This is a genomic window from Mycobacterium sp. NGS45 (genome assembly GCF_059812645.1).
The window spans coordinates 142,777-160,598 of sequence record NZ_JCALDB010000008.1 but is presented as its reverse complement, the minus strand read 5'-3'; the positions used below and the strand labels follow the sequence as shown (position 1 = coordinate 160,598).

Sequence of the window (17,822 nt, the reverse complement as noted above, 5' to 3'; positions counted from 1 at the left end):
ACATGTCGCAACCAACACGGCGTAAGGGCGGTCTGGGTCGAGGCCTGGCCTCGTTGATCCCGACCGGCCCGGGCGACGACGCGGCACCGGCACCGCGGATCGGAGCGGCTGCCGCCGATGTGCTGCTGGGTGGTGCGCCCACCCCGGAACCAGTCAGCGATGTGGGTGCGGTCTACCGCGAGATTCCGCCCGCGGAGATCGAACCGAACCCGCGGCAGCCGCGGCAGGTCTTCGACGACGAAGCCCTCGCCGAACTGGTGCACTCGATCCGCGAGTTCGGCCTGATGCAGCCGATCGTGGTGCGTGAGCTGCCCGCCGACAGCGGCTCCGCGGTGCGCTATCAGCTGGTGATGGGGGAGCGGCGCTGGCGCGCGGCCCAGGAAGCCGGGCTGGCGGCGGTCCCGGCCATCGTCCGGGAGACCGCCGAGGATGATCTGCTGCGCGACGCGCTGCTGGAGAACATTCATCGAGTCCAGCTCAACCCGTTGGAAGAGGCCGCGGCCTACCAGCAGTTGCTCGAGGAGTTCGGGGTCACCCACGAGGAACTCGCCAGTCGGATCGGCCGCTCGCGGCCGCTGATCACCAACATGATCCGGCTGCTGCGACTGCCCATCCCGGTGCAGCGCCGGGTGGCCGCTGGGGTGTTGTCGGCCGGCCACGCCCGAGCACTGTTGGCGCTCGAGGGTGGACCGGAGGCGCAGGAAGAGCTGGCCGCCCGGATCGTGGCCGAGGGGTTGTCGGTGCGCGCCACCGAGGAGGCGGTCACGCTGGCCAACCGGGCGGATGCCCCGGCCGCCCCCGCGCATCGGCGCAAGCCGATCCAGATGCCGGGTCTGCAGGACGTCGCCGAACGACTGTCCGGGGCCTTCGACACCCGGGTGACAGTGAGTCTGGGCAAGCGCAAGGGCAAGATCGTAGTGGAGTTCGGCTCGGTCGACGACTTGCAGCGCATCGTCGAATTGATGGACGGCGCCGTCCGGGAATGACCGCGCGAACCGGCCAAAACTGGCGTCATTCGGACGTCCAGTGACACGCGGGAGAAACGTCACTGTGACGCCAGTGTCGTGCAGCGCCTCGGCTGCCGCCCGCATGGGGTTCAAAGCTTTTGTCCGGGAACGGAATTCGGCGAATGACAGGTGCGGGGCGGCCGAATTGGTGCGCTCTGGTCGGCCCGGGCGGTCCTCTCCTATCCTGGAAGGGTTGCCATTCCCGACGGCCCGGCACGGAGGTCCGAAGAACTAGTGTCTGCCCGCATCTCGGCACTGCGACTCGAGGCATTCGAGGCGTTGCCCAAGCACGCCCGCCGGTGCGTGTTCTGGGAGGTCGATCCGCAGACGCTGGCCAACGACCATCTCTTCGATCCGGAGTTCGACAAGGAAGCCTGGCTGTCGATGGTGATGCTGGAGTGGGGGTCATGCGGTCAGGTCGCCACCGCGGCACCGGCGCCGGGCAAGTCCGACGACGGCGAAGCACCATGTCTGGGTTATGTGCTCTACGCGCCGCCGCATGCCGTCCCGCGGGTGCAGCGGATGCCGACCGGCCCGGTCAGCGCCGACGCCGTGCTGCTGACCTCGCTGGGCATCGAGTCCGGTCAGGATGACGGTCTGCGGCACAGCTTGGTGGCCCAGGTGGTCAGTGAGCTGATGCGCCGCGGGGTGCGAGCGCTGGAAGCGTTCGGCCGCAGCGCCGACGCTGCGGAGTTCGCCGATGCGGCGGCCGGCGAGCCGGAGCTCACCGCGGCCGTCGAGGCGTTGGGGGAGTGTTCCTTCGATCAGTGCATGATCGACACTGATTTTCTGCTCGAGGTGGGCTTCGAGGTGGTGGCGCCACACCGGTACTTCCCGCGACTGCGACTCGAGCTGGACCGCGGCCTGGGCTGGAAGGCCGAAGTGGAAGCCGCATTGGAGCGACTGCTGGTGGTCGAAACCGTGCAAACCGTTGGGGCAGGCGCACTTTCGGCATCGCGCTGATCAGGTTTCGGTGCCGTACCGGGCCGGGGGCAAGTGCTTGACCGGAATCCGGTGCGCAGCGGTTCATCTGGCGTCGGGGCTGAGCCGGGTGCCGGTAGGTCGACGGCGGGCTGCAGCGCTCAGGTGCCGGTGGCGCGACCGGCCTGCTCCACGGCGAGTTCGTGGGCGAGCAGTTCGGCGAAGGTGAACGTTCCGGTGGGGCGGTCGTTCTTGCCCAGCAGATAGAGCCGTTTCACGGCCGCGAGGATGCCCTCGGCGATCGCGTCCCGGGTCTGGGTGGAGGCCAGCATGGATGAGTCGCGCGGATTGGTGATGTAGCCGACGTCGACCTGGACCGTGGGCATCCGGGTCAGCCGGAGCAGATCCCACGTCCGCCCGTGCGTGCGGCAATCACGTAAACCGGTGCGTGCCACCACTTCTCGGTCGATGAAGTCGGCCAAATTGCGTCCGATGGTGGAGACCGAGCCGTGCGCGCTGCCGAAGTGGAAGGCGGCCAGACCGTTGGCGGCCGGGCTGGACTGAGCGCAGCGCAGGCTGATCATCAGATCGGCGCCCACCCCGTTGGCGGTGGCGGCGCGTTGCGCGTCGGTCGGGCTGGTGTTGGCCGGCCGGGACTTGAACGTCTCCATCCCGATCGCGATCATCCGGCCTTCCAACCGGCTGGCCAGATCCCACAGGATGTCGGCCTCGCTGATCGGGCCGTCCGGGCCCGCCACGATCAGGCCGTGATCGGATCCGCCGCGGCCCGGGTCGATGATGATCCGCTTGCCGGACAGCTTGGGTCCCGATTGCCGCACCATCTCTTCCTCGTGGATCGCCTGCGGCGACCCGCCGGTGACCCGGGGACCCAGAAAGTACAACGAGCGCAACGTTTCCGGGCCGCAGATGCCGTCGGCGGCCAGTCCGTACTCGCGTTGGTAGGACATCAGTGAGTTGTGCGTCTCCAGACCGAAGTGCCCATCCACCATCGAGGTGTAGAACCCGAGGTCTTGCAGCCGGGCCTGCAGCGTGGCCACGTCGTCGCCGTACATCGGGGCGCCGAACTGATGATGCAGAGTGCGCGCGCCCAGCCGGTAGGAGGCTTCCTTGATGGCCCGGTAGGTGGCCTCGCCCACGATCCCGTCGACCAGCAGACCGCGGCGCTGTTGGAACGCCCGCACCGCTTCGTCGAGGTCACCGTCGAACAGGTCGGCGGCGACGTGCCGGCCCGTGCTGAGCTGCATGTCCGGGTTCTCCAGCAGTCCCAGCGCGGCCAAGGCGGCCCGAATCTCGATGACGGCGACTCCGCGGTCGCCACGACGCCAAGCATCGCCGGCGTTTCCGCGGCTCCAACTCGACATCCGATGGTCCTCCGTCAAAGCGGTCGGACGCCTCGCACGCGCCGACCAAGGCTAGGGCTCATTGTCGCAGACGCCGCTGGATTTTCGGAAAACCCCAGGCCAACACGCGAGCCTGAAGCCATCCGGTGATCCGCCTGCGCCTGCGCCGGCGGCCGCGGGCCTGCGGGGGCAGGTCAGCTCAGCTGACCACGTCGGCGATCTCGCGCAGCAGCGCTGCCTTGCCCTTGGCGCCCACGATCCGCTTCACCGGGGCGCCGTCCTGGAACAGGATCAGGGTGGGGATGGACACCACGTCGAACTGCTGGGCGGTGGCCGGGTTGGCGTCCACGTCGAGTTTGGCCACCGTCAACGCGCCGGCCTTCTCCGCGGCGATCTCTTCGAGCACCGGGGCGACCATCCGGCACGGGCCGCACCACGTCGCCCAGAAGTCCACCAGGACAGGGGTTTTGCTGCTCAAGACGGCATCCGGGAAGGAGTCGTCGGAGATGTTGATGGTGGCGTGGGTGTCAGCCATGGGGAGCTCCTTGAGGAAATCGGTGCGGTGGGAGGGGTCAGGCGGGATTTTCGGCCAGCCAGCGTTCGGCGTCGATGGCCGCCGAACAGCCGCTGCCGGCGGCGGTGATGGCCTGGCGATAGCTGCGGTCCACCAGGTCGCCGGCCGCGAACACGCCGTCGATCGAGGTGGCCGTGGTGCGACCCCGAACCAGCACGTACCCGTCGGCGTCGACCTCGACGGCGTCGCGCACCAGTTCCGAGCGCGGGTCGTGGCCGATCGCCACGAACACGCCGGTGACCGGGAGCTTGCTCTCTTCGCCGGTCACGGTGTCGCGCACCCGCAGACCCGTCACGGTGCTCTCGCCTTCCACGGCTTGCACCGCGGCGTTGGTCAAGAAGGTGATCTTGTCGTTGTCCTTGGCCCGCTCCAACATGATGCGGGAGGCCCGGAACTCTTCGCGGCGGTGCACGATGGTCACGCTGCGGGCGAACTTGGTCAAGAACGTGGCCTCTTCCATCGCGGAGTCCCCGCCGCCGATCACCGCAATGTCCTGGTCCTTGAAGAAGAACCCGTCGCAGGTGGCACACGAGCTGACCCCGCGGCCCAGCAGGTCCTGCTCGCCGGGGACGCCGAGGTAGCGGGCCGCTGCGCCCATCGCCAGGATCACGGCCCGGGCCTGGTGGGTTTCGCCGCCCGCGGTGGTGACGGTCTTGACCGGCCCCTGCAGCGAGACCGATTCGACGTCCTCCATCTGCAGGTCGGCGCCGAACCGCAGGGCCTGCTCGCGCATCTCCTCCATCAGGTCCGGTCCCTGGATGCCCGCCCGGAAGCCGGGGAAGTTCTCCACCTCGGTGGTGGTCATCAGGGCACCGCCGAACGACGTGCCCTCGAACACCAGCGGCGACAGTTGCGCGCGGGCGGCGTAGATGGCGGCGGTGTACCCGGCCGGGCCGGAACCGATCACGATCACGTCATGGAGGGGCGTACTGGCGGTCATGCGGGCCTTCCTGCAGCTGGCGCCGGCACCGCAGTCGGGCGCGGCCGGCATGTATTCGAACACCAGGGTAGGCGTCGGTGTTCCCGGCCCGCGCACTGAGTCAGGCTGCGCCGGCCGCCGGGTCAGCCTTGGGTGGGCCGGGTCACGGTGGTGGCGGCCAACAGTCCGGTGTCAGCGGCGCTGCAGTTGGGCGCCACTGCGGTGGCGACCAGGGTGTCGGGCTGGTCACCGGCCAGGACCAGCAGAATTGCCGGCTGGCCGTCGACGGTGAGGGGGCGGGCACCGAGCACCGGGGTGCGGGCCGGGTAACCCAGGGCGGACAGGCAGGCGGCCCGGCGCCGCGGCTCGCTGAGCGCACCGTAATCGGGTGGCCGGGTGATCAGGGCGATCAGTTCGTCGGCCGGCGGCAACACCGGCGCGGTGCTGGTGATCTGCTGAATCGACGGCGGCGCGCTCGGCGCCGACGACGGCGTGCGCCACAGCGCGTAGCCGCCCAACCCGGCGCCGATCAGGACCGCACCGGTGCCGACCACAGCGGCGATCCGCCGCGGTGCGATACCCGGCCGGGCCCGGTGATCGGTGCGGGCACCGCGCACCGGACCGGTCACCTGATGCGACGGTGTCGGGGTTGCGGGGTCCGGGCTGGGCACGCGTCCAGTGTGGATCACCGCGGCCGCCCGACGGCGAGGTGGGCCAGCGCATCGGACAACCGGGCCCGAGCCCGGGCCCGCCGACTCTTGACGGTGCCCTGCGCCACGCCCAGCAGACCGGCCGCATCGGCGATCGAATAGCCGTGCAGATCGACGGTCACCAGCGCGGCGCGCTGATCGTCGGGCAAGGCGCGCAGCGCTCGTCGGACGTCGAGCAGCAGTTCCAGATCCAGAGTGCGGCCGGCGAACGCCGCGTTGTCGTCGTCGTACGGAACTGCGGCTCGTACCGCGTTGCGGCGCAACCGGTCTCGGCAGGTGTTGCTGACGATCCGGTACAGCCAGGTGCCGACTGCGGCCTGGTGTGCGAAGCCGGCGGCGCAGCAGTAGGCCGCGAGCATGGCGTCTTGCAGCGCGTCGGCGGCATCTTCGGGATTGCGGCAGCCCAGCTGCGCCAGCCGTTGCAGCCGGCGGCGGTGCCGGCGATAGAGCTCGCCGAACGCGTCCCGGTCGCCGGCGACGTGCGCGGTCAACAACTCGGCGTCGGTGCGTTCATCGATCCCCGCGGTGGTCATGCCGGGAAGGTATTCGCGGTCCGGGTGGGCGGCACTTCACCGCGGCGCGCGGCTGTGCACTACTGCCTCGGGGGCAGAACATGCTCAGGACGTGGCGTTGACCGTGACTTCGCGGATGTCGGTGCGGTTCTTGCCGCCCTCGGTGCCCAGCGTCGTGATCCAGACCAACAGGTAGGAGGTCGGTTCGGAGGCGTTCACCTCAACGGTGTTCTCACCGCGGCGCAACTTGGTCGGCTCGGTCAACGCCTTGGTGTCCTCCAGCGAGGACGGGTCGGCCGTGGTCGCCGAACGGATCTGCACCGCGGTCCCGGTACTGGTGAGATCGATCCCGACGGTGCCGACCGTGGTGGGCTTGGGCAGCTGCAACATCAGCCCGACGCCGTTCTTGAAGTTCGGGAACGGAGTGGAGTCGGTGTAGTCGTCGGTGGGCCACACGGTCGAGGAATCACCGTCGACGGCGAGCCCGGCCAGACTGGGGTTGTCGGCGCCGCCTTCGGGCGAAAACACAGTAGCCCGAACAGGTTTGACTTCCGCTCCGGGCGGGCTGGACTCTTCCTCGGCCGGCGCCGAGGTGGCCGGGTTCAACCCGAGCTGATCGCCGTCGATGCTGCCACCGACATCGCCGAAGATCCGGTTCAGCACCGACGCCAAAACCAGCAGCGCCACCAGCACGACCGCACCGGCCACCCCCAAGCCGATCAGCAGGGCGCGCCGCTTGGCCTGCTGCGCGGCTTGCTCATCGTCGACGTCGTCGTCGGCGCCGGACGTCGTGGACCGGGTCTCGGTGCGGCCGCCGTCGGCGCTGGAATCCAGCGGCCCCATCAGCTCGGTGCGATCGGCCAGCGCGGTGGCCTGCTGCAGCAGGTTCAGCAGCGTCGGTGCGGTTCGGATGCCGCCACCGACCTGCACCGAACGCGCCGCCGCCGCCGAGATCTGGAACGGAATGGCGCGGTCCACCGTGCGCGGCTCCACCGGCTGACCGGCCGAGTCCACCGCGGCCGGCGCAAAACCGCTGGCGGTGCCGGACTCCGGCAACGGCCACAGGTCGATCAACAGCGCGTACAGCGCCGCGCCGATCCCGCGGATGTCCTCTTCCGGATTCGCGGTGGCCAGCGTGGCCGGGAACGCCAGCACCACATCGCCTTCGACGCTGACCCGGACGCGCGCGGGATGGTCGATCGACAGCGCGACACCGGCTTGATGTGCGGCGTCGGCGGCCGACGCCAGCGACTGGATGGCCCGGGCACCGCCGATCGGCGACGGGGAGGTCTCGGCGACCTCGCGCAACGAGCCGCCCCGGATCCATTCGGCTACCACCAGGCCACCGGCGCCGGTATGGGCGACGTCGAGCACCCGGGCGACGCCGGGTGCTTCCAGCCGACTCAATTTCATCGTGCGGGTGAGGATGTCGCGTACTTCCTGGTCGGACAGCTCACCGGCGGGGTCGACGAAGGTCAACGCCACCTGCCGGTCCAGCGCGGTGTCGAGCGCCTGCCAGAACTGCAAATGTGTTGGGCCGCCATGGAATACCAGCAGCCGGTAGCGGCCGCCGGAGATGCTGGCGCCCGGCACCAGATGGACATCGTCTTCGGCGGCCGTGGTGGCACCCGGGTCGCGGGGTGCATCGAAGGCCAGCGGATCCGGACCGGAGTCGGTCGGGCCGGCCGGGGCTGCCCGGCGCGCGGCGTCGTCTGCGCCCTCGGGCTGGCGATCAGGCTGAAAGTCGTCGGCGCTGTGTTGCGACAACTTGGCCGTCGCATCCGCCACGGGGCTGCCCGAAGGGTCGTCGGTCAACGCCGGTCCTTTCGCCGTCCCGGTACCGGCAAACGATGCCGGCGGTTCGCTTCGGTCCGCTGCCCGAGTCGGCAGCGGATCCGAGCCGGGCAAATTCCTGTGCACAGGGTACGTGACCGCGCCCCCGGGTCGGCCCGGGTCGGCGGACGGGACCGGGTCGGGCGCGTCGGCCGGGACCCGTCCCAGCTTGCGCAGTACCGCGTTCTTGGCTGCGACGGCGTCGGGCACCTTGGCCTTGAGCAGTACCGCGACCATGATCGGCAACATGATCGAACCGAGCAGCAACAACCGCAGCAGCGAACCTGCTCCACCCCAGTTCTCGGTCAGCCAGGTCAAACCCGTCAGCCGGTCGACCAGGTGCGCGAGCAGGCCGGCCAGCAACGCCGCCGCCGTGGTCACCAACAGCGTGCGCCACACCGGCAGACCCAACAATCGGCCGTCCGGGGGCTGCAGTGCGCGGCGCAGCAGCAGATACCCGGCCACCGCGCCGGCCAGGAAGCCCAAACCATTGGCCAGGCCCAGGAACCCGGCGACCAGTTCCGGATCCGAGGTCATGTGCGGGGCCAGCAACGAGCCGATGATCTTCACCACGGTGATCACCACGATGACCGCGATCGGCCACCACGGTTGTTCCCGCGCATAGAACACCCGCAGCACCAGCAGCACCAACGCGTAGGGGATCAGCGTGAAGGCGGACAGCGAAATCGACAGGCCCAGGTAGTTGGCGTCGACCGCGCCGAAGTTGCCGTAGGCGAACAACGCGTTGCCGATCGCGGGACCGCCCACCGTCATGAACGCCACCGCCGGAATCAGCGTGATCATGGTCAGTCGGGTGGCCAGCGCCAGGTCGGCCAGCACGGCCGGGGTGTCGTTGGCCGCGGCGTTGCGGCTGAGCCGGGGCATCACCACGGTCAGGATGGTCACGCCGATCAAGCCGAACGGCAGCATCAGCATCAGCCAGGTGTAGTTGTAGATGGCCGGGCCGGACGCGGCGGCGGTGCTGGCGATCTGGTTGCCGACCACCAAGCCGATCTGGCTGATCAACACGTAGAGCACCATCGCGGCGGCCATCGCGCCGAACCGCTTGAGCCGATCGTCGATGCCCCACAACGGTTTCAGGCTGATTCGTTCGCGCCGGATCGCCACCAGCAGCACCGCGGCTTGGGCCACCACACCCAGCGTGGTGCCGATGCCGAGCACCAACAGTTTGGCGTTGCCCATCTGCACCGGGTCCACCGACAGCTCGCCCGGCACGATCAGGTACAGCCCCAGGGTGCCGATCGCCACAACGTTGTTGACCACCGGGGCCCACGCCGGTGCGGCAAAGATGTTGCGGTTGTTCAGGATTGCCATGAACACCGAGGACAGGCCGTAGAAGATCACCTGCGGCAACAGCAGGTAGGCGAACGCGACCGTGAGCGCCTCGTTGACCTGCGGGTCACCGCCGAGCATCAGCCGCACCAGCGCGGGTGCGGCCAGCACCGAGGCGATCGTGGTGACCAACAGCAGCGTGGTGGCCAAGGTCACCAACCGGCGCACGAACGCGGTGCCGCCGTCGGGGTCGTCGCGTTCGGCGCGGGCCAGCACCGGCACGAAGATCGCGGTGAAGGTGGCCTCCAGCACCAGGGCCGCCACCAGGTTGGGCAATTGGTTGGCCACCGTGAACGCACTCGACAGGGCGGCACCGAGGATCGCGGCCAACAAGACGATCCGGATGAAGCCGGTGATCCGGCTGATCAGCGTGGCAAACGCCATGCCCCAGGACCGGGACACCACCGCGGAGTCGGTCAGTTCGGGGCGCACCGGCCCGGACGGGCGCGGTGGGCCGGGCTGGCGGCGGGAAGTACTCATGGCTCTCGTCGGTCCGGGCGGTAGAGGTCGGCCCGGTCGGGCTGGCCCCGGAAACGATGCCACAGTCGCCGTCCGGTCAGGGTCACCAGGACCAGGCCGGCGGCCAGTGTGATGAAGAACAGCACCTTGCCGTAGGCGTTGGAGTGCACCGACAACCGCACCGGTTCACCCAGCGGCAGCCCGTCCGGGGTGGACAGCGCCACGTCGACCGCGACCCGCTGGGTGAAGTGCACCTCGATCGGTACTCGCAGCGGCAGGTAGCCCGGCGGCAGCATCTGCTCGCCGACGTCGGTGACCGTCATACCCGGCGGTGCATCGACGACCAGGCGCACCCGGATCGGCACGGCCAGGTCATTGCGCAGTGCCAGCGGCAGCGGGCTGCGCTCGGTGGCCAGCGTGTAGGAGCCGCCGGGGTTGACGATCGTCACCGCGCCGAACAGGTCACCGATGGTGGTCGTGACCGCGGCCAGCCGTTGCGCGGCCAGCCGGTTGCGCAGCGGCACCGGCTCGGCCTGGCTCAGCGCGCGCAGCATGTCCTCGCGTAGTGGTGCGGTGTACTGCACACCGGTCAGGCCGGTCTGGTCGTTGGTGGCCAGCGCCGCGGTCAAACCCCACACCCGGTTGACCTGGCCCGCGATCTGGCTGAGCAGGCCGTCGTTGAAACTGACCTGCGTGGTGTCGGGCAGATCGGCGCTGCCCGGTGCTGCGCCGGCCGCTTCGGCAACCACGGCCGGCAGCGGGCGCGGGAGCGCCAGCCCGGAGCGGATGGTGGTGGCCAGGGTGCTCAGCACGGCTTGCGCGTCGTCGGGGGAGAGGTCCCAGGTCAGCGGCGGCACCATCAGTTCGGTGCGGGGTTCGGCCGTGGGCTGCAGGCTGCGCCACAGCATCGCGCCCAGCGCGTTCTGCCGACGCGCGGTCGAGGAGTCCGCCGAGTCCGGCACCTCCAGGTCGGGATTCAGGTAGGCCGGGTTGGTCGGGCTGTTGCCCAAACCGGCCAGCGCGGCAGCCACCGCGGGGTCGAACGGCGCGGCCACCACCTGATCGTTGACCCGCTGCGGACGCAACTCGTCGTCGTCGGCGTCGCTGTTGGGTGCCGTGATCGCCACGGTGTTGCCTTGCGCGGCCAGCAGTTCGGCGGTCTGCGCGGTGAGCTCGCCGTCGCCGATCAGCGTCGCCCCGGGCAACGAGGTCACGCCCAGGATCTGGTCCACCAGTGCGGTGGCACCCAGCGTGGCGAAGGAGGCGAGTTGCGGATCCCCGACGCGCTGCAGTGCATGCAGATCGGTCTGGGCGTACGGCGTGGCGATCACGCACAGCCGGCCGGCCAGGTCGCGCAGCCGGTTCAGCCAGTCGGTGGCCGCGGCCTGCCCGGTGCCGGGATGGCTCTCCGAGCCCAGCCCGTCGGGCGAGTCGGCCACCACGTAGCCGCCGGTCATGGCGTTGACCGTGACCAGCAGATCGGGGTCGACGGCCAGGCACAGCGCTGCGGCAGTGCGACCGTCGGGGTCCACGTCCGGGCGGGTGGCGAAGTCGGCGGCCGCCAGCAAGGTGTCCAGCCGTCCGCCCGGGGCCAGCGAGGTGGCCAACTCGTCGTCCATCAGCCGCACCGGTGTGGTGCCGCCCGGGACCCCGGGGGCCAGTCGGGGCCGATCCCCGAGCGGCCACAGCATGGTCAGACCGACCGGCTTGCCGATGTCGGGCGCGACCACGCCGCCGGGACCGCTCAAGTCGGCACCCGATCCGTTCGCGGCGTCCGGATCGGCCGGTACTCCCACCACCGGCAGCAGGAAGCGGGCCACGTCGAGGCGGGCCGGGTCGCCGTAGTCCGGGGTGCCGTTGACGTTGACCAACAGCGGGTAGATCCCGGGTTTGTCGATCTGCAGCTGCGGACCGTCGCTCGCGCGCAGTGGGTAGCGGAACGTGAACGGCGCGCTTTGACCGCGTTCGAGTTGGTCGGCCAGGGTGACGAACTCGTCGACCGCGGCGAACTGCGGGGTGTCCCCGACCAGGTCGGTGCGCAACGCGGCCGGGGTGGTCACCGCGGGGGCGTGCTCGAGCCGGGCGACGACGTCGCGCACCGGGCGGTCGCCCACGTTGTCGACCGTCCCGGAGACCGTGACCACCGGGCTGTCGCCGGTCGCGACGACGGCCGGGTCGACGGTGTCGATGCGGATCTGAAGGAAGGTGTCGTCGTCGGGTTCGGCCGCCGCCCGGGGCAGTCCGGGGCCGCCGAGCAGGGCGGGCAACAGCGCGACCAGCAGCGCGACGACGACGGTGAAAGTGTGCGACGCGGCCTGGTGAAGTCGCGCGGACGCGCTCACGGCGACGACCCGCGACCGTTCGGTCGGCCGGATGTGGACTCGTCTGAGCGTCGGTTGCGGGTACGCGAGTGGGTCTGCGGGTGCCGGCGCGGAGCCATCCGCGGCAGCGGCGGCAGCGCCGAGGGCCCGTCTGTCTGCAGTTTGTGGATCAGGTCGTCGGCGACCTGGGCGAGCCGGCGTTCGTCGGCGTAGGCCAGTCGGGCCGGCAGCTCGGGCAGCGGCACCCATGCCACTTCGCTGACTTCGACGTCGTCGTCGGACAGCTCGCCACCGGAGAACCGCAACAGGTAGTGGTGCACGGTCTTGTGCACCCGCCGGCCCTCCGTGACGAACCAGTAGTCGATGCTGCCCAGCGAGGCGAGCACCTTGCCCTCGATGCCGGTTTCCTCGGCGACTTCGCGGATCGCGGTCTGCTCGGCGGTTTCGCCCTGTTCAATGTGCCCCTTGGGCAGTGACCACAGCATCCGGCCGCGCCGATCCACCCGGCCGATGAGTGCGGCCACCTGTTCTTCACGCGGACCGTCCAGGCCGTCGATCACCAAACCCCCGGCCGAGGTCTCGTGCACGGTGCGCAGCCGGTCGCCGCCGCGGCGGTTACGGGTGCGCCGCGACGAACCCTTCTTCGGTGTGGCCGGCTTCGCGGACGGTGCGGGCCCCGGGGTGGGCCCGGAGCCGGCGGGCGCGGTGGCGCCGTCCGTCGTGCGCGGCTCGGCCTTCGCGGTGTGTCCGGTGTTGCTCTGCGGGGGTCCGGCGGCACGACGACCACGACGACGGCCTCGGCGTCGTCGTGGTTTGGGCTGTTCGCCGTCGGACACCCAAGCGATAGTAGTTGGCGGCAGCCTCGGGCTTCTTTGCACTCGCCGACGTGCGGACCGGGTTCCGGCGCTGCTCGTCGTCCATTAGGAGCGCGCGCGTGATCCGATTAGGCTTCTCGAACGTGCCTGACCCGAGTTCGAGCGCCGAGCAGTCCCGCCCGGCAGCCGCCGTCGACCCAGCGTTGTTGGCCCGTGCGGCCGTGGCGCTGAACCGGTCCGCGGGGCCGTTGCGCGAGCTGGGCGCGTTGTTCGACGCCGCGGGTCGACAGTTGTATCTAGTTGGCGGCAGCGTGCGCGACGCGCTGCTGGACCGGCTGGGCACCGACCTGGACTTCACCACCGACGCCCGCCCGGACGAGGTGCAGCGGATCGTGCAGCCGTGGGCTGAGGCGATGTGGGACACCGGCATCGAATTCGGCACGGTCGGCGCGGCGCGGGGTGGGCAGCACGTCGAGATCACCACCTTCCGCGCCGACAGCTATGACCAGACCTCCCGCAACCCGCAGGTCCGGTTCGGCGACCGGCTGGAAGACGATCTGGTGCGCCGGGATTTCACGGTCAACGCGATGGCGGTCCGGATTACCGGCGCCGGGCCGGGGGAGTTCCTGGACCCGCTGGACGGGCTGACCGCGCTGGGCGCCAAGGTGCTCGATACCCCGTCGGCGCCCCAGGTGTCCTTCGGTGACGACCCGCTGCGGATGCTGCGCGCCGCGCGCTTCGTCTCCCAGTTGGGTTTCACGGTGGCGCCGCGGGTGCGGACCGCGATCGAAGAGATGGCCCCGCAGTTGGCTCGGATCACCGCCGAGCGGGTGGCCGCCGAACTGGACAAGCTGATGTTGGGTGCCGACCCGGTGGCCGGGATCGACCTGATGGTCGAGACCGGAATGGGTGAGCAGGTGCTGCCCGAGATCGGCGCGATGCGGATGGCCATCGACGAGCATCATCAGCACAAGGACGTCTACCAGCATTCGTTGACCGTGCTCAAACAGGCCATCGACCTGGAGGACGAACCGGATCTGGTGCTGCGCTGGGCCGCGCTGCTGCACGACATCGGCAAGCCGGGCACCCGCCGGCACGAGCCGGACGGCGGCGTCAGCTTCCACCACCACGAGGTGGTCGGCGCCAAGATGACCCGCAAGCGGATGCGCGCGCTGAAGTACTCCAAGCAGATGGTCGACGACGTCTCGCAACTGGTGTACCTGCATCTGCGCTTCCACGGCTACGGCGAGGGCCGCTGGACCGACTCGGCGGTGCGCCGCTACGTCACCGACGCCGGGCCACTGCTGGGCCGGCTGCACAAGCTGGTGCGCGCCGACTGCACGACCCGCAACAAGCGTCGTGCGGCTCGGCTGCAGAGCGACTACGACAAGCTCGAGCAGCGCATCGAGGCGCTGCTGGCCAAGGAGGACCTGGCCCGGGTGCGGCCCGACCTGGACGGCAACGAGATCATGGAGCTGCTCGGCATCCCGGCCGGTCCGCAGGTCGGTCAGGCCTGGCGGTTCCTCAAGGAGCTGCGCCTGGACCGCGGCCCGCTCGAGCCCGAGGAAGCCAAGGCCGAACTGTTGGCGTGGTGGCGCACCCAGGACCAAACACCCGCGGACTGATCCCGGCTCGCGCGCACCGCTTGGCGGGTCCCGGCGCGCACCCGACTTCTCCCGATTGGCGGGAACCTGCGCGGGGGCTGGTGCGTCTGAGTTGGCATGGAGTACTGCTTGGGATCCGGGGACGGGACGGCCTCGGTGTGGAGTCAGCCGCCCGATGTGGACGTCGACGGCGACGGCATCGACGACGGTGTGCTGTTGGACTTCGACGGTGACGGGTTGCGCGACGATGCGTTGGCCGACCTCGACGGCGACGGCAGCGCCGATCACGCGGTGCTGGACGTCGCCACCGATCCGCACTGGTTCACCGACGACGGGTCGGGTACCTGGGCGATCACCGCGGCGCCGGCCACCGGGCCCGGCCCGTCGCTGCGTTGGTTCGGGTTGGACGGCGCCGAACACACCGCGGCCGGCCCGGTCGACTTCGACGGCGACGGCACCGAGGACCAACCCGTGGACACCGACGGCGATGGTCTCGCGGACCGGATGATCGGCGCCGACGGGCGGGTCGGTTACGTCGACGTCGACGCCGATGGCCGGTTCGACGTCAAGCTGGTCGATGCCGACGCCGACGGTGCCGCCGACGGCGCCGGCCCGCTGTAGCGCGCGTGGCCGTGCCGCCGTGCCTGCGGTTTCATACGCGACGCGCCGAGGGGACCGTATGAAACCGCAGCCGCCACGCCCGACCGGCCCCGCCCCGCCGTCGTGCCTGCGGTTTCATACGCGACACGCCGAGGGGACCGTATGAAAACGCAGCCGCTAGGCAGCCGCTATGCCCGACCCGCCCGCGCCAGCCCGACCCCCGTCGAAAATTGCTGCGCAAGCACCCCATCCGCCCGTGCGAGGCTCGGTGAGTGAGCACTCCACCCAACCCGCCGGTGCGATCGCAGCGCCGCGATGCCGTGCAGTTGGGTGTGCAGATCCTGGCTGGCGTGTTCGGGGCTTTGGCGTTGCCGATGTGGGGGCTCGGTGCCTTCGCCGCCGCGGCGTCTGCCTTAGCCGACATGCACTCCGACCCACATGGCTACGGCCAGATCTTCGGGATGCTGATGTCGCTGTTCTTCGGCCTGATCACCACGGTGGTGCTGCCGTTCGCCTGGCCGCCGGGCCGGCGAGTCCGGGCTTTCCTGATCTTGATGGCCATCTACCTGCTGTCGCACGGGGTGCTGATTGCGATGCTCTCGGCCGGCTGACACCTCAGCGGCCGGCGCCGGGCGGGCCGGCGAACGCCTGCGCGATGGTCAACCAGTGCTGCGCGTCCGCCCCGTGCGCGACGACGTCGAGGTCGGCCAGCGGCCGCCGCTGAGTTACCAACGCGCAGAAGTCTTCTGCCGAACCCGTCACGCGTTGCTCGGCTGAGTCCGGTCCCCAGCACCACAAACTGCCGTCGGGTGCGCGAAGTTCCACGTGAAACGTTGCGGCCGGCGGGGTCAACCCGTGCACGGCGTAGGCGTAGTCGCGGGTGCGCACACCGATGTGCGCGACCGCGCGCAGTCGAGCGGTGGGCGCGCGGGTGACGCCCAGCGCATCGGCCACGTCCAGCCCATGCGCCCAGGTCTCCATCAGCCGCGCCGTCGCCATCGAGGCCGCGCTCATCGGCGGACCGAACCACACCAGTTTGCGACCGTCGGGCACGGCGCGTAACGCGTCGTGCAACTCGGCGCGTGTGCGCCGCCACCGGGCCAACAACTCGTCTGGCGCCAGCGCAGCCAACTCGGCGGCGGCCGCGTCCACGAAGCCACCCGGGTTGGCCGCAGCGTCGGCCAACACGTCGGCGAAGGCGGGTTCGTCGGTCACCGAGATCAGCGCGACCCGGTCGGTCCACAACAGATGCCCGATCTGATGCGCGACGGTCCAGCCGGGCGCCGGGGTGGGCCGGCGCCAGTCGGCGGCCGCCAGGTTCGCGACCAGCGCGTCGAGGTCGTCGCTCTCGGCCGCCAGGTCATCGATCAGGGACGCGACTGCAGCCATGGCGGTCACGGTAGCTCTGATGCGGCGCCCGGCGTCGGGAGTTCGGGCCGGAACCGGTCAGGCCTCCAGGCCGTCGCGCACAGCGCGATTGCCCAGGCCGAGGTGCACCAGCAGGCCGAGCAGGTAGATCGCCGAGCCGGCCAACGCCAACACGGGGGAGTGACCGTCGACCGGGATGACGACCGCGGCCGCCGCGATCGCTGCGATGAACGCCATCCAGAACAGCGAGTCCTGCACCGCGAACACGTGCCCGCGCAACGCGTCCGGCACCTCCAGTTGCATGGCGTTGTCGGCGCACAGTTTGACCATCTGGCCGAGCGCGCCGAGCAGTAGCCCGCAGCCGATCATCACGGTCAACTGCAGCGTCGCGCCGAGCACCTGCACACCGGCGGCTGCGGCCAGTGCTCCGTTGGCGGTGGCGAAGCGGCCCCACCGTCGGATGGCGGCCGGCGTGATCACGGTCGCCAAGAACGAGCCCAGGCCGGTCGCGGCGACGAACAGCACCACGGTGCCCAGACCCAGCCCGGGCACGTCGACGGCGGGGGAGTCCGGCCGGTGCCGGACCAGCAGCAAGACCAGCAACGTGTTGATGCCGAACGTCATCCGGTGCGCGGCCAGTCCGCTCAGTGTCGCCGCCACCGCCGGTACCGCCGCGACCGTACGCGCGCCCTGCCACCAGCCATGTGCGACCGAACCCAGCGCCGAACCCGACGTGGTCCCGACGACGTCGTCGGGACCCAGCGCGCCCGGCGCGAATCGCCACGACAGCAGCAGCGCCACCGCGACCGGGATCGCGACCAGCGCGATGTTGGCCGCCGAGCCGAGGTCGCCGGCGCCGAACAGCCAGCGCGGCAGCAGCATGAAGTTCGCGCCGACGAACGCGGCCACCGCGCCGGTGGCGGTCGCCACCGAGTTCATCGACACCACCTGCGGTGCGGGCACCACATGCGGTAGCGCGGCCGACAGCCCGGAGGCGACGAACCGGCTGAACCCGTTGGCCACCAGCGCACCGCACAGCACCGCGAGATCGCCGGCGCGCACGGCCAGCAGCAGCGCCACCACGAGCATCAGAGCCAGCCGGGCCAGGTTGGCGCCGATCAGCACCAGGCGGCGATCCCAGCGGTCCAACAACGCGCCGGCGAACGGACCCAACAGCGAATACGGCAGGAACAGCACCGCGAACGCGCCGGCGATCGCCCACGGGGTGGCCGCGCGCTCCGGGTTGAACAGCAGTGCGCCGGCCAGCCCGGCTTGGAACAGACCGTCGCCGAACTGGCTGAAGATCCGCAGCCGCAGCAACTGCGCGAAGTCCGGCAGTGCGTGCACGGCACGCCACACCGCCAACGATGCCCGCGCGTCAGCCACCGAACGCCTCCCGTTTCGAGGTGCTCATCGATCCGCGACCGGCCCCCGCCACCCGAGGCCAGCGTACAAATACCGGCCA

Annotated in this window: 15 protein-coding genes; 5 read left to right on the top strand and 10 right to left on the bottom strand. The window is 70.4% G+C overall.

Annotation, left to right across the window (positions count from 1 at the left end):
* The first annotated feature begins 2 nt into the window (after nucleotides 1-2).
* Nucleotides 3-986, top strand: a complete 984-nt coding sequence (locus tag AC5Y3P_RS09745; protein ID WP_500045689.1) for a ParB/RepB/Spo0J family partition protein — start codon at nucleotides 3-5, stop codon at nucleotides 984-986.
* A gap of 255 nt (nucleotides 987-1,241) precedes the next feature.
* Nucleotides 1,242-1,970 carry an acetyltransferase gene (locus tag AC5Y3P_RS09740; RefSeq protein WP_500045688.1) on the top strand — a complete coding sequence of 243 codons (729 nt, stop codon included), beginning with the start codon at nucleotides 1,242-1,244 and terminating at the stop codon, nucleotides 1,968-1,970.
* A 119-nt stretch (nucleotides 1,971-2,089) separates the two neighbouring features.
* Here the strand turns inward: AC5Y3P_RS09740 and AC5Y3P_RS09735 are convergent, their stop codons facing one another.
* The 8 genes from AC5Y3P_RS09735 to AC5Y3P_RS09700 form a co-directional block, all read right to left on the bottom strand.
* Nucleotides 2,090-3,310, bottom strand: a complete 1,221-nt coding sequence (locus AC5Y3P_RS09735) for an N-acetylmuramoyl-L-alanine amidase (protein ID WP_500045687.1) — start codon at nucleotides 3,308-3,310, stop codon at nucleotides 2,090-2,092.
* Nucleotides 3,311-3,488: 178 nt separating this feature from the next.
* Complete coding sequence (gene trxA, locus AC5Y3P_RS09730) at nucleotides 3,489-3,824, bottom strand: thioredoxin (RefSeq protein ID WP_500045686.1); 336 nt, start codon at nucleotides 3,822-3,824, stop codon at nucleotides 3,489-3,491.
* A 37-nt stretch (nucleotides 3,825-3,861) separates the two neighbouring features.
* On the bottom strand, nucleotides 3,862-4,803 hold the full coding sequence (gene trxB / locus AC5Y3P_RS09725) for a thioredoxin-disulfide reductase (RefSeq protein ID WP_500045685.1): 942 nt from the start codon (nucleotides 4,801-4,803) through the stop codon (nucleotides 3,862-3,864).
* Nucleotides 4,804-4,925: 122 nt separating this feature from the next.
* A complete protein-coding gene (locus AC5Y3P_RS09720) occupies nucleotides 4,926-5,453 on the bottom strand; it encodes an RsmA family anti-sigma factor (RefSeq protein WP_500045684.1) in 528 nt (175 codons plus the stop codon).
* Between the two features lie 14 nt (nucleotides 5,454-5,467).
* Nucleotides 5,468-6,025: an RNA polymerase sigma factor SigM gene (gene sigM, locus AC5Y3P_RS09715; protein ID WP_500045683.1), complete on the bottom strand. Its 558-nt coding sequence runs from the start codon at nucleotides 6,023-6,025 to the stop codon at nucleotides 5,468-5,470.
* A gap of 84 nt (nucleotides 6,026-6,109) precedes the next feature.
* Nucleotides 6,110-9,670, bottom strand: a complete 3,561-nt coding sequence (gene murJ, locus AC5Y3P_RS09710; protein ID WP_500045682.1) for a murein biosynthesis integral membrane protein MurJ — start codon at nucleotides 9,668-9,670, stop codon at nucleotides 6,110-6,112.
* Nucleotides 9,667-11,991 carry a hypothetical protein gene (locus AC5Y3P_RS09705; protein ID WP_500045681.1) on the bottom strand — a complete coding sequence of 775 codons (2,325 nt, stop codon included), beginning with the start codon at nucleotides 11,989-11,991 and terminating at the stop codon, nucleotides 9,667-9,669. The genes murJ and AC5Y3P_RS09705 overlap by 4 nt, the downstream gene beginning before the upstream one ends.
* Nucleotides 11,988-12,806: an NUDIX hydrolase gene (locus AC5Y3P_RS09700; protein WP_500045680.1), complete on the bottom strand. Its 819-nt coding sequence runs from the start codon at nucleotides 12,804-12,806 to the stop codon at nucleotides 11,988-11,990. The genes AC5Y3P_RS09705 and AC5Y3P_RS09700 overlap by 4 nt, the downstream gene beginning before the upstream one ends.
* A 182-nt stretch (nucleotides 12,807-12,988) precedes the next feature.
* Here AC5Y3P_RS09700 and AC5Y3P_RS09695 point away from each other — a divergent pair, with 182 nt between their 5' ends.
* The 3 genes from AC5Y3P_RS09695 (at nucleotide 12,989) to AC5Y3P_RS09685 (ending at nucleotide 15,600) form a co-directional block, all read left to right on the top strand.
* Nucleotides 12,989-14,410: a CCA tRNA nucleotidyltransferase gene (locus AC5Y3P_RS09695; RefSeq protein ID WP_500045726.1), complete on the top strand. Its 1,422-nt coding sequence runs from the start codon at nucleotides 12,989-12,991 to the stop codon at nucleotides 14,408-14,410.
* A 96-nt stretch (nucleotides 14,411-14,506) separates the two neighbouring features.
* Nucleotides 14,507-15,010, top strand: coding sequence for a pullulanase (locus AC5Y3P_RS09690; RefSeq protein ID WP_500045679.1), 504 nt, complete (start codon nucleotides 14,507-14,509; stop codon nucleotides 15,008-15,010).
* Nucleotides 15,011-15,261: 251 nt separating this feature from the next.
* Nucleotides 15,262-15,600, top strand: a complete 339-nt coding sequence (locus tag AC5Y3P_RS09685) for a hypothetical protein (protein WP_500045678.1) — start codon at nucleotides 15,262-15,264, stop codon at nucleotides 15,598-15,600.
* Nucleotides 15,601-15,604: 4 nt separating this feature from the next.
* On the opposite strand, the gene AC5Y3P_RS09680 is transcribed toward AC5Y3P_RS09685, so the two are convergent.
* Nucleotides 15,605-16,378 (bottom strand): TIGR03084 family metal-binding protein, encoded by a 774-nt coding sequence (locus tag AC5Y3P_RS09680; protein WP_500045677.1) that lies wholly within the window; start codon nucleotides 16,376-16,378, stop codon nucleotides 15,605-15,607.
* A gap of 57 nt (nucleotides 16,379-16,435) precedes the next feature.
* Nucleotides 16,436-17,743, bottom strand: coding sequence for an MFS transporter (locus AC5Y3P_RS09675; RefSeq protein ID WP_500045676.1), 1,308 nt, complete (start codon nucleotides 17,741-17,743; stop codon nucleotides 16,436-16,438).
* Between the last annotated feature and the right edge of the window lie 79 nt (nucleotides 17,744-17,822).

Excerpts from the sequence above, each read along its gene's own strand:
- AC5Y3P_RS09745 (WP_500045689.1), top strand. The coding sequence starts at position 3 with ATGTCGCAACCAACACGGCGTAAGGGCGGTCTGGGTCGAGGCCTGGCC.
- AC5Y3P_RS09735 (WP_500045687.1), bottom strand. The coding sequence starts at position 3,310 with ATGTCGAGTTGGAGCCGCGGAAACGCCGGCGATGCTTGGCGTCGTGGC.
- AC5Y3P_RS09680 (WP_500045677.1), bottom strand. The coding sequence starts at position 16,378 with ATGGCTGCAGTCGCGTCCCTGATCGATGACCTGGCGGCCGAGAGCGAC.
- sigM (WP_500045683.1), bottom strand. The coding sequence starts at position 6,025 with ATGACCACCGCGGGGATCGATGAACGCACCGACGCCGAGTTGTTGACC.
- trxB (WP_500045685.1), bottom strand. The coding sequence starts at position 4,803 with ATGACCGCCAGTACGCCCCTCCATGACGTGATCGTGATCGGTTCCGGC.
- AC5Y3P_RS09690 (WP_500045679.1), top strand. The coding sequence starts at position 14,507 with ATGGAGTACTGCTTGGGATCCGGGGACGGGACGGCCTCGGTGTGGAGT.
- trxA (WP_500045686.1), bottom strand. The coding sequence starts at position 3,824 with ATGGCTGACACCCACGCCACCATCAACATCTCCGACGACTCCTTCCCG.
- murJ (WP_500045682.1), bottom strand. The coding sequence starts at position 9,670 with ATGAGTACTTCCCGCCGCCAGCCCGGCCCACCGCGCCCGTCCGGGCCG.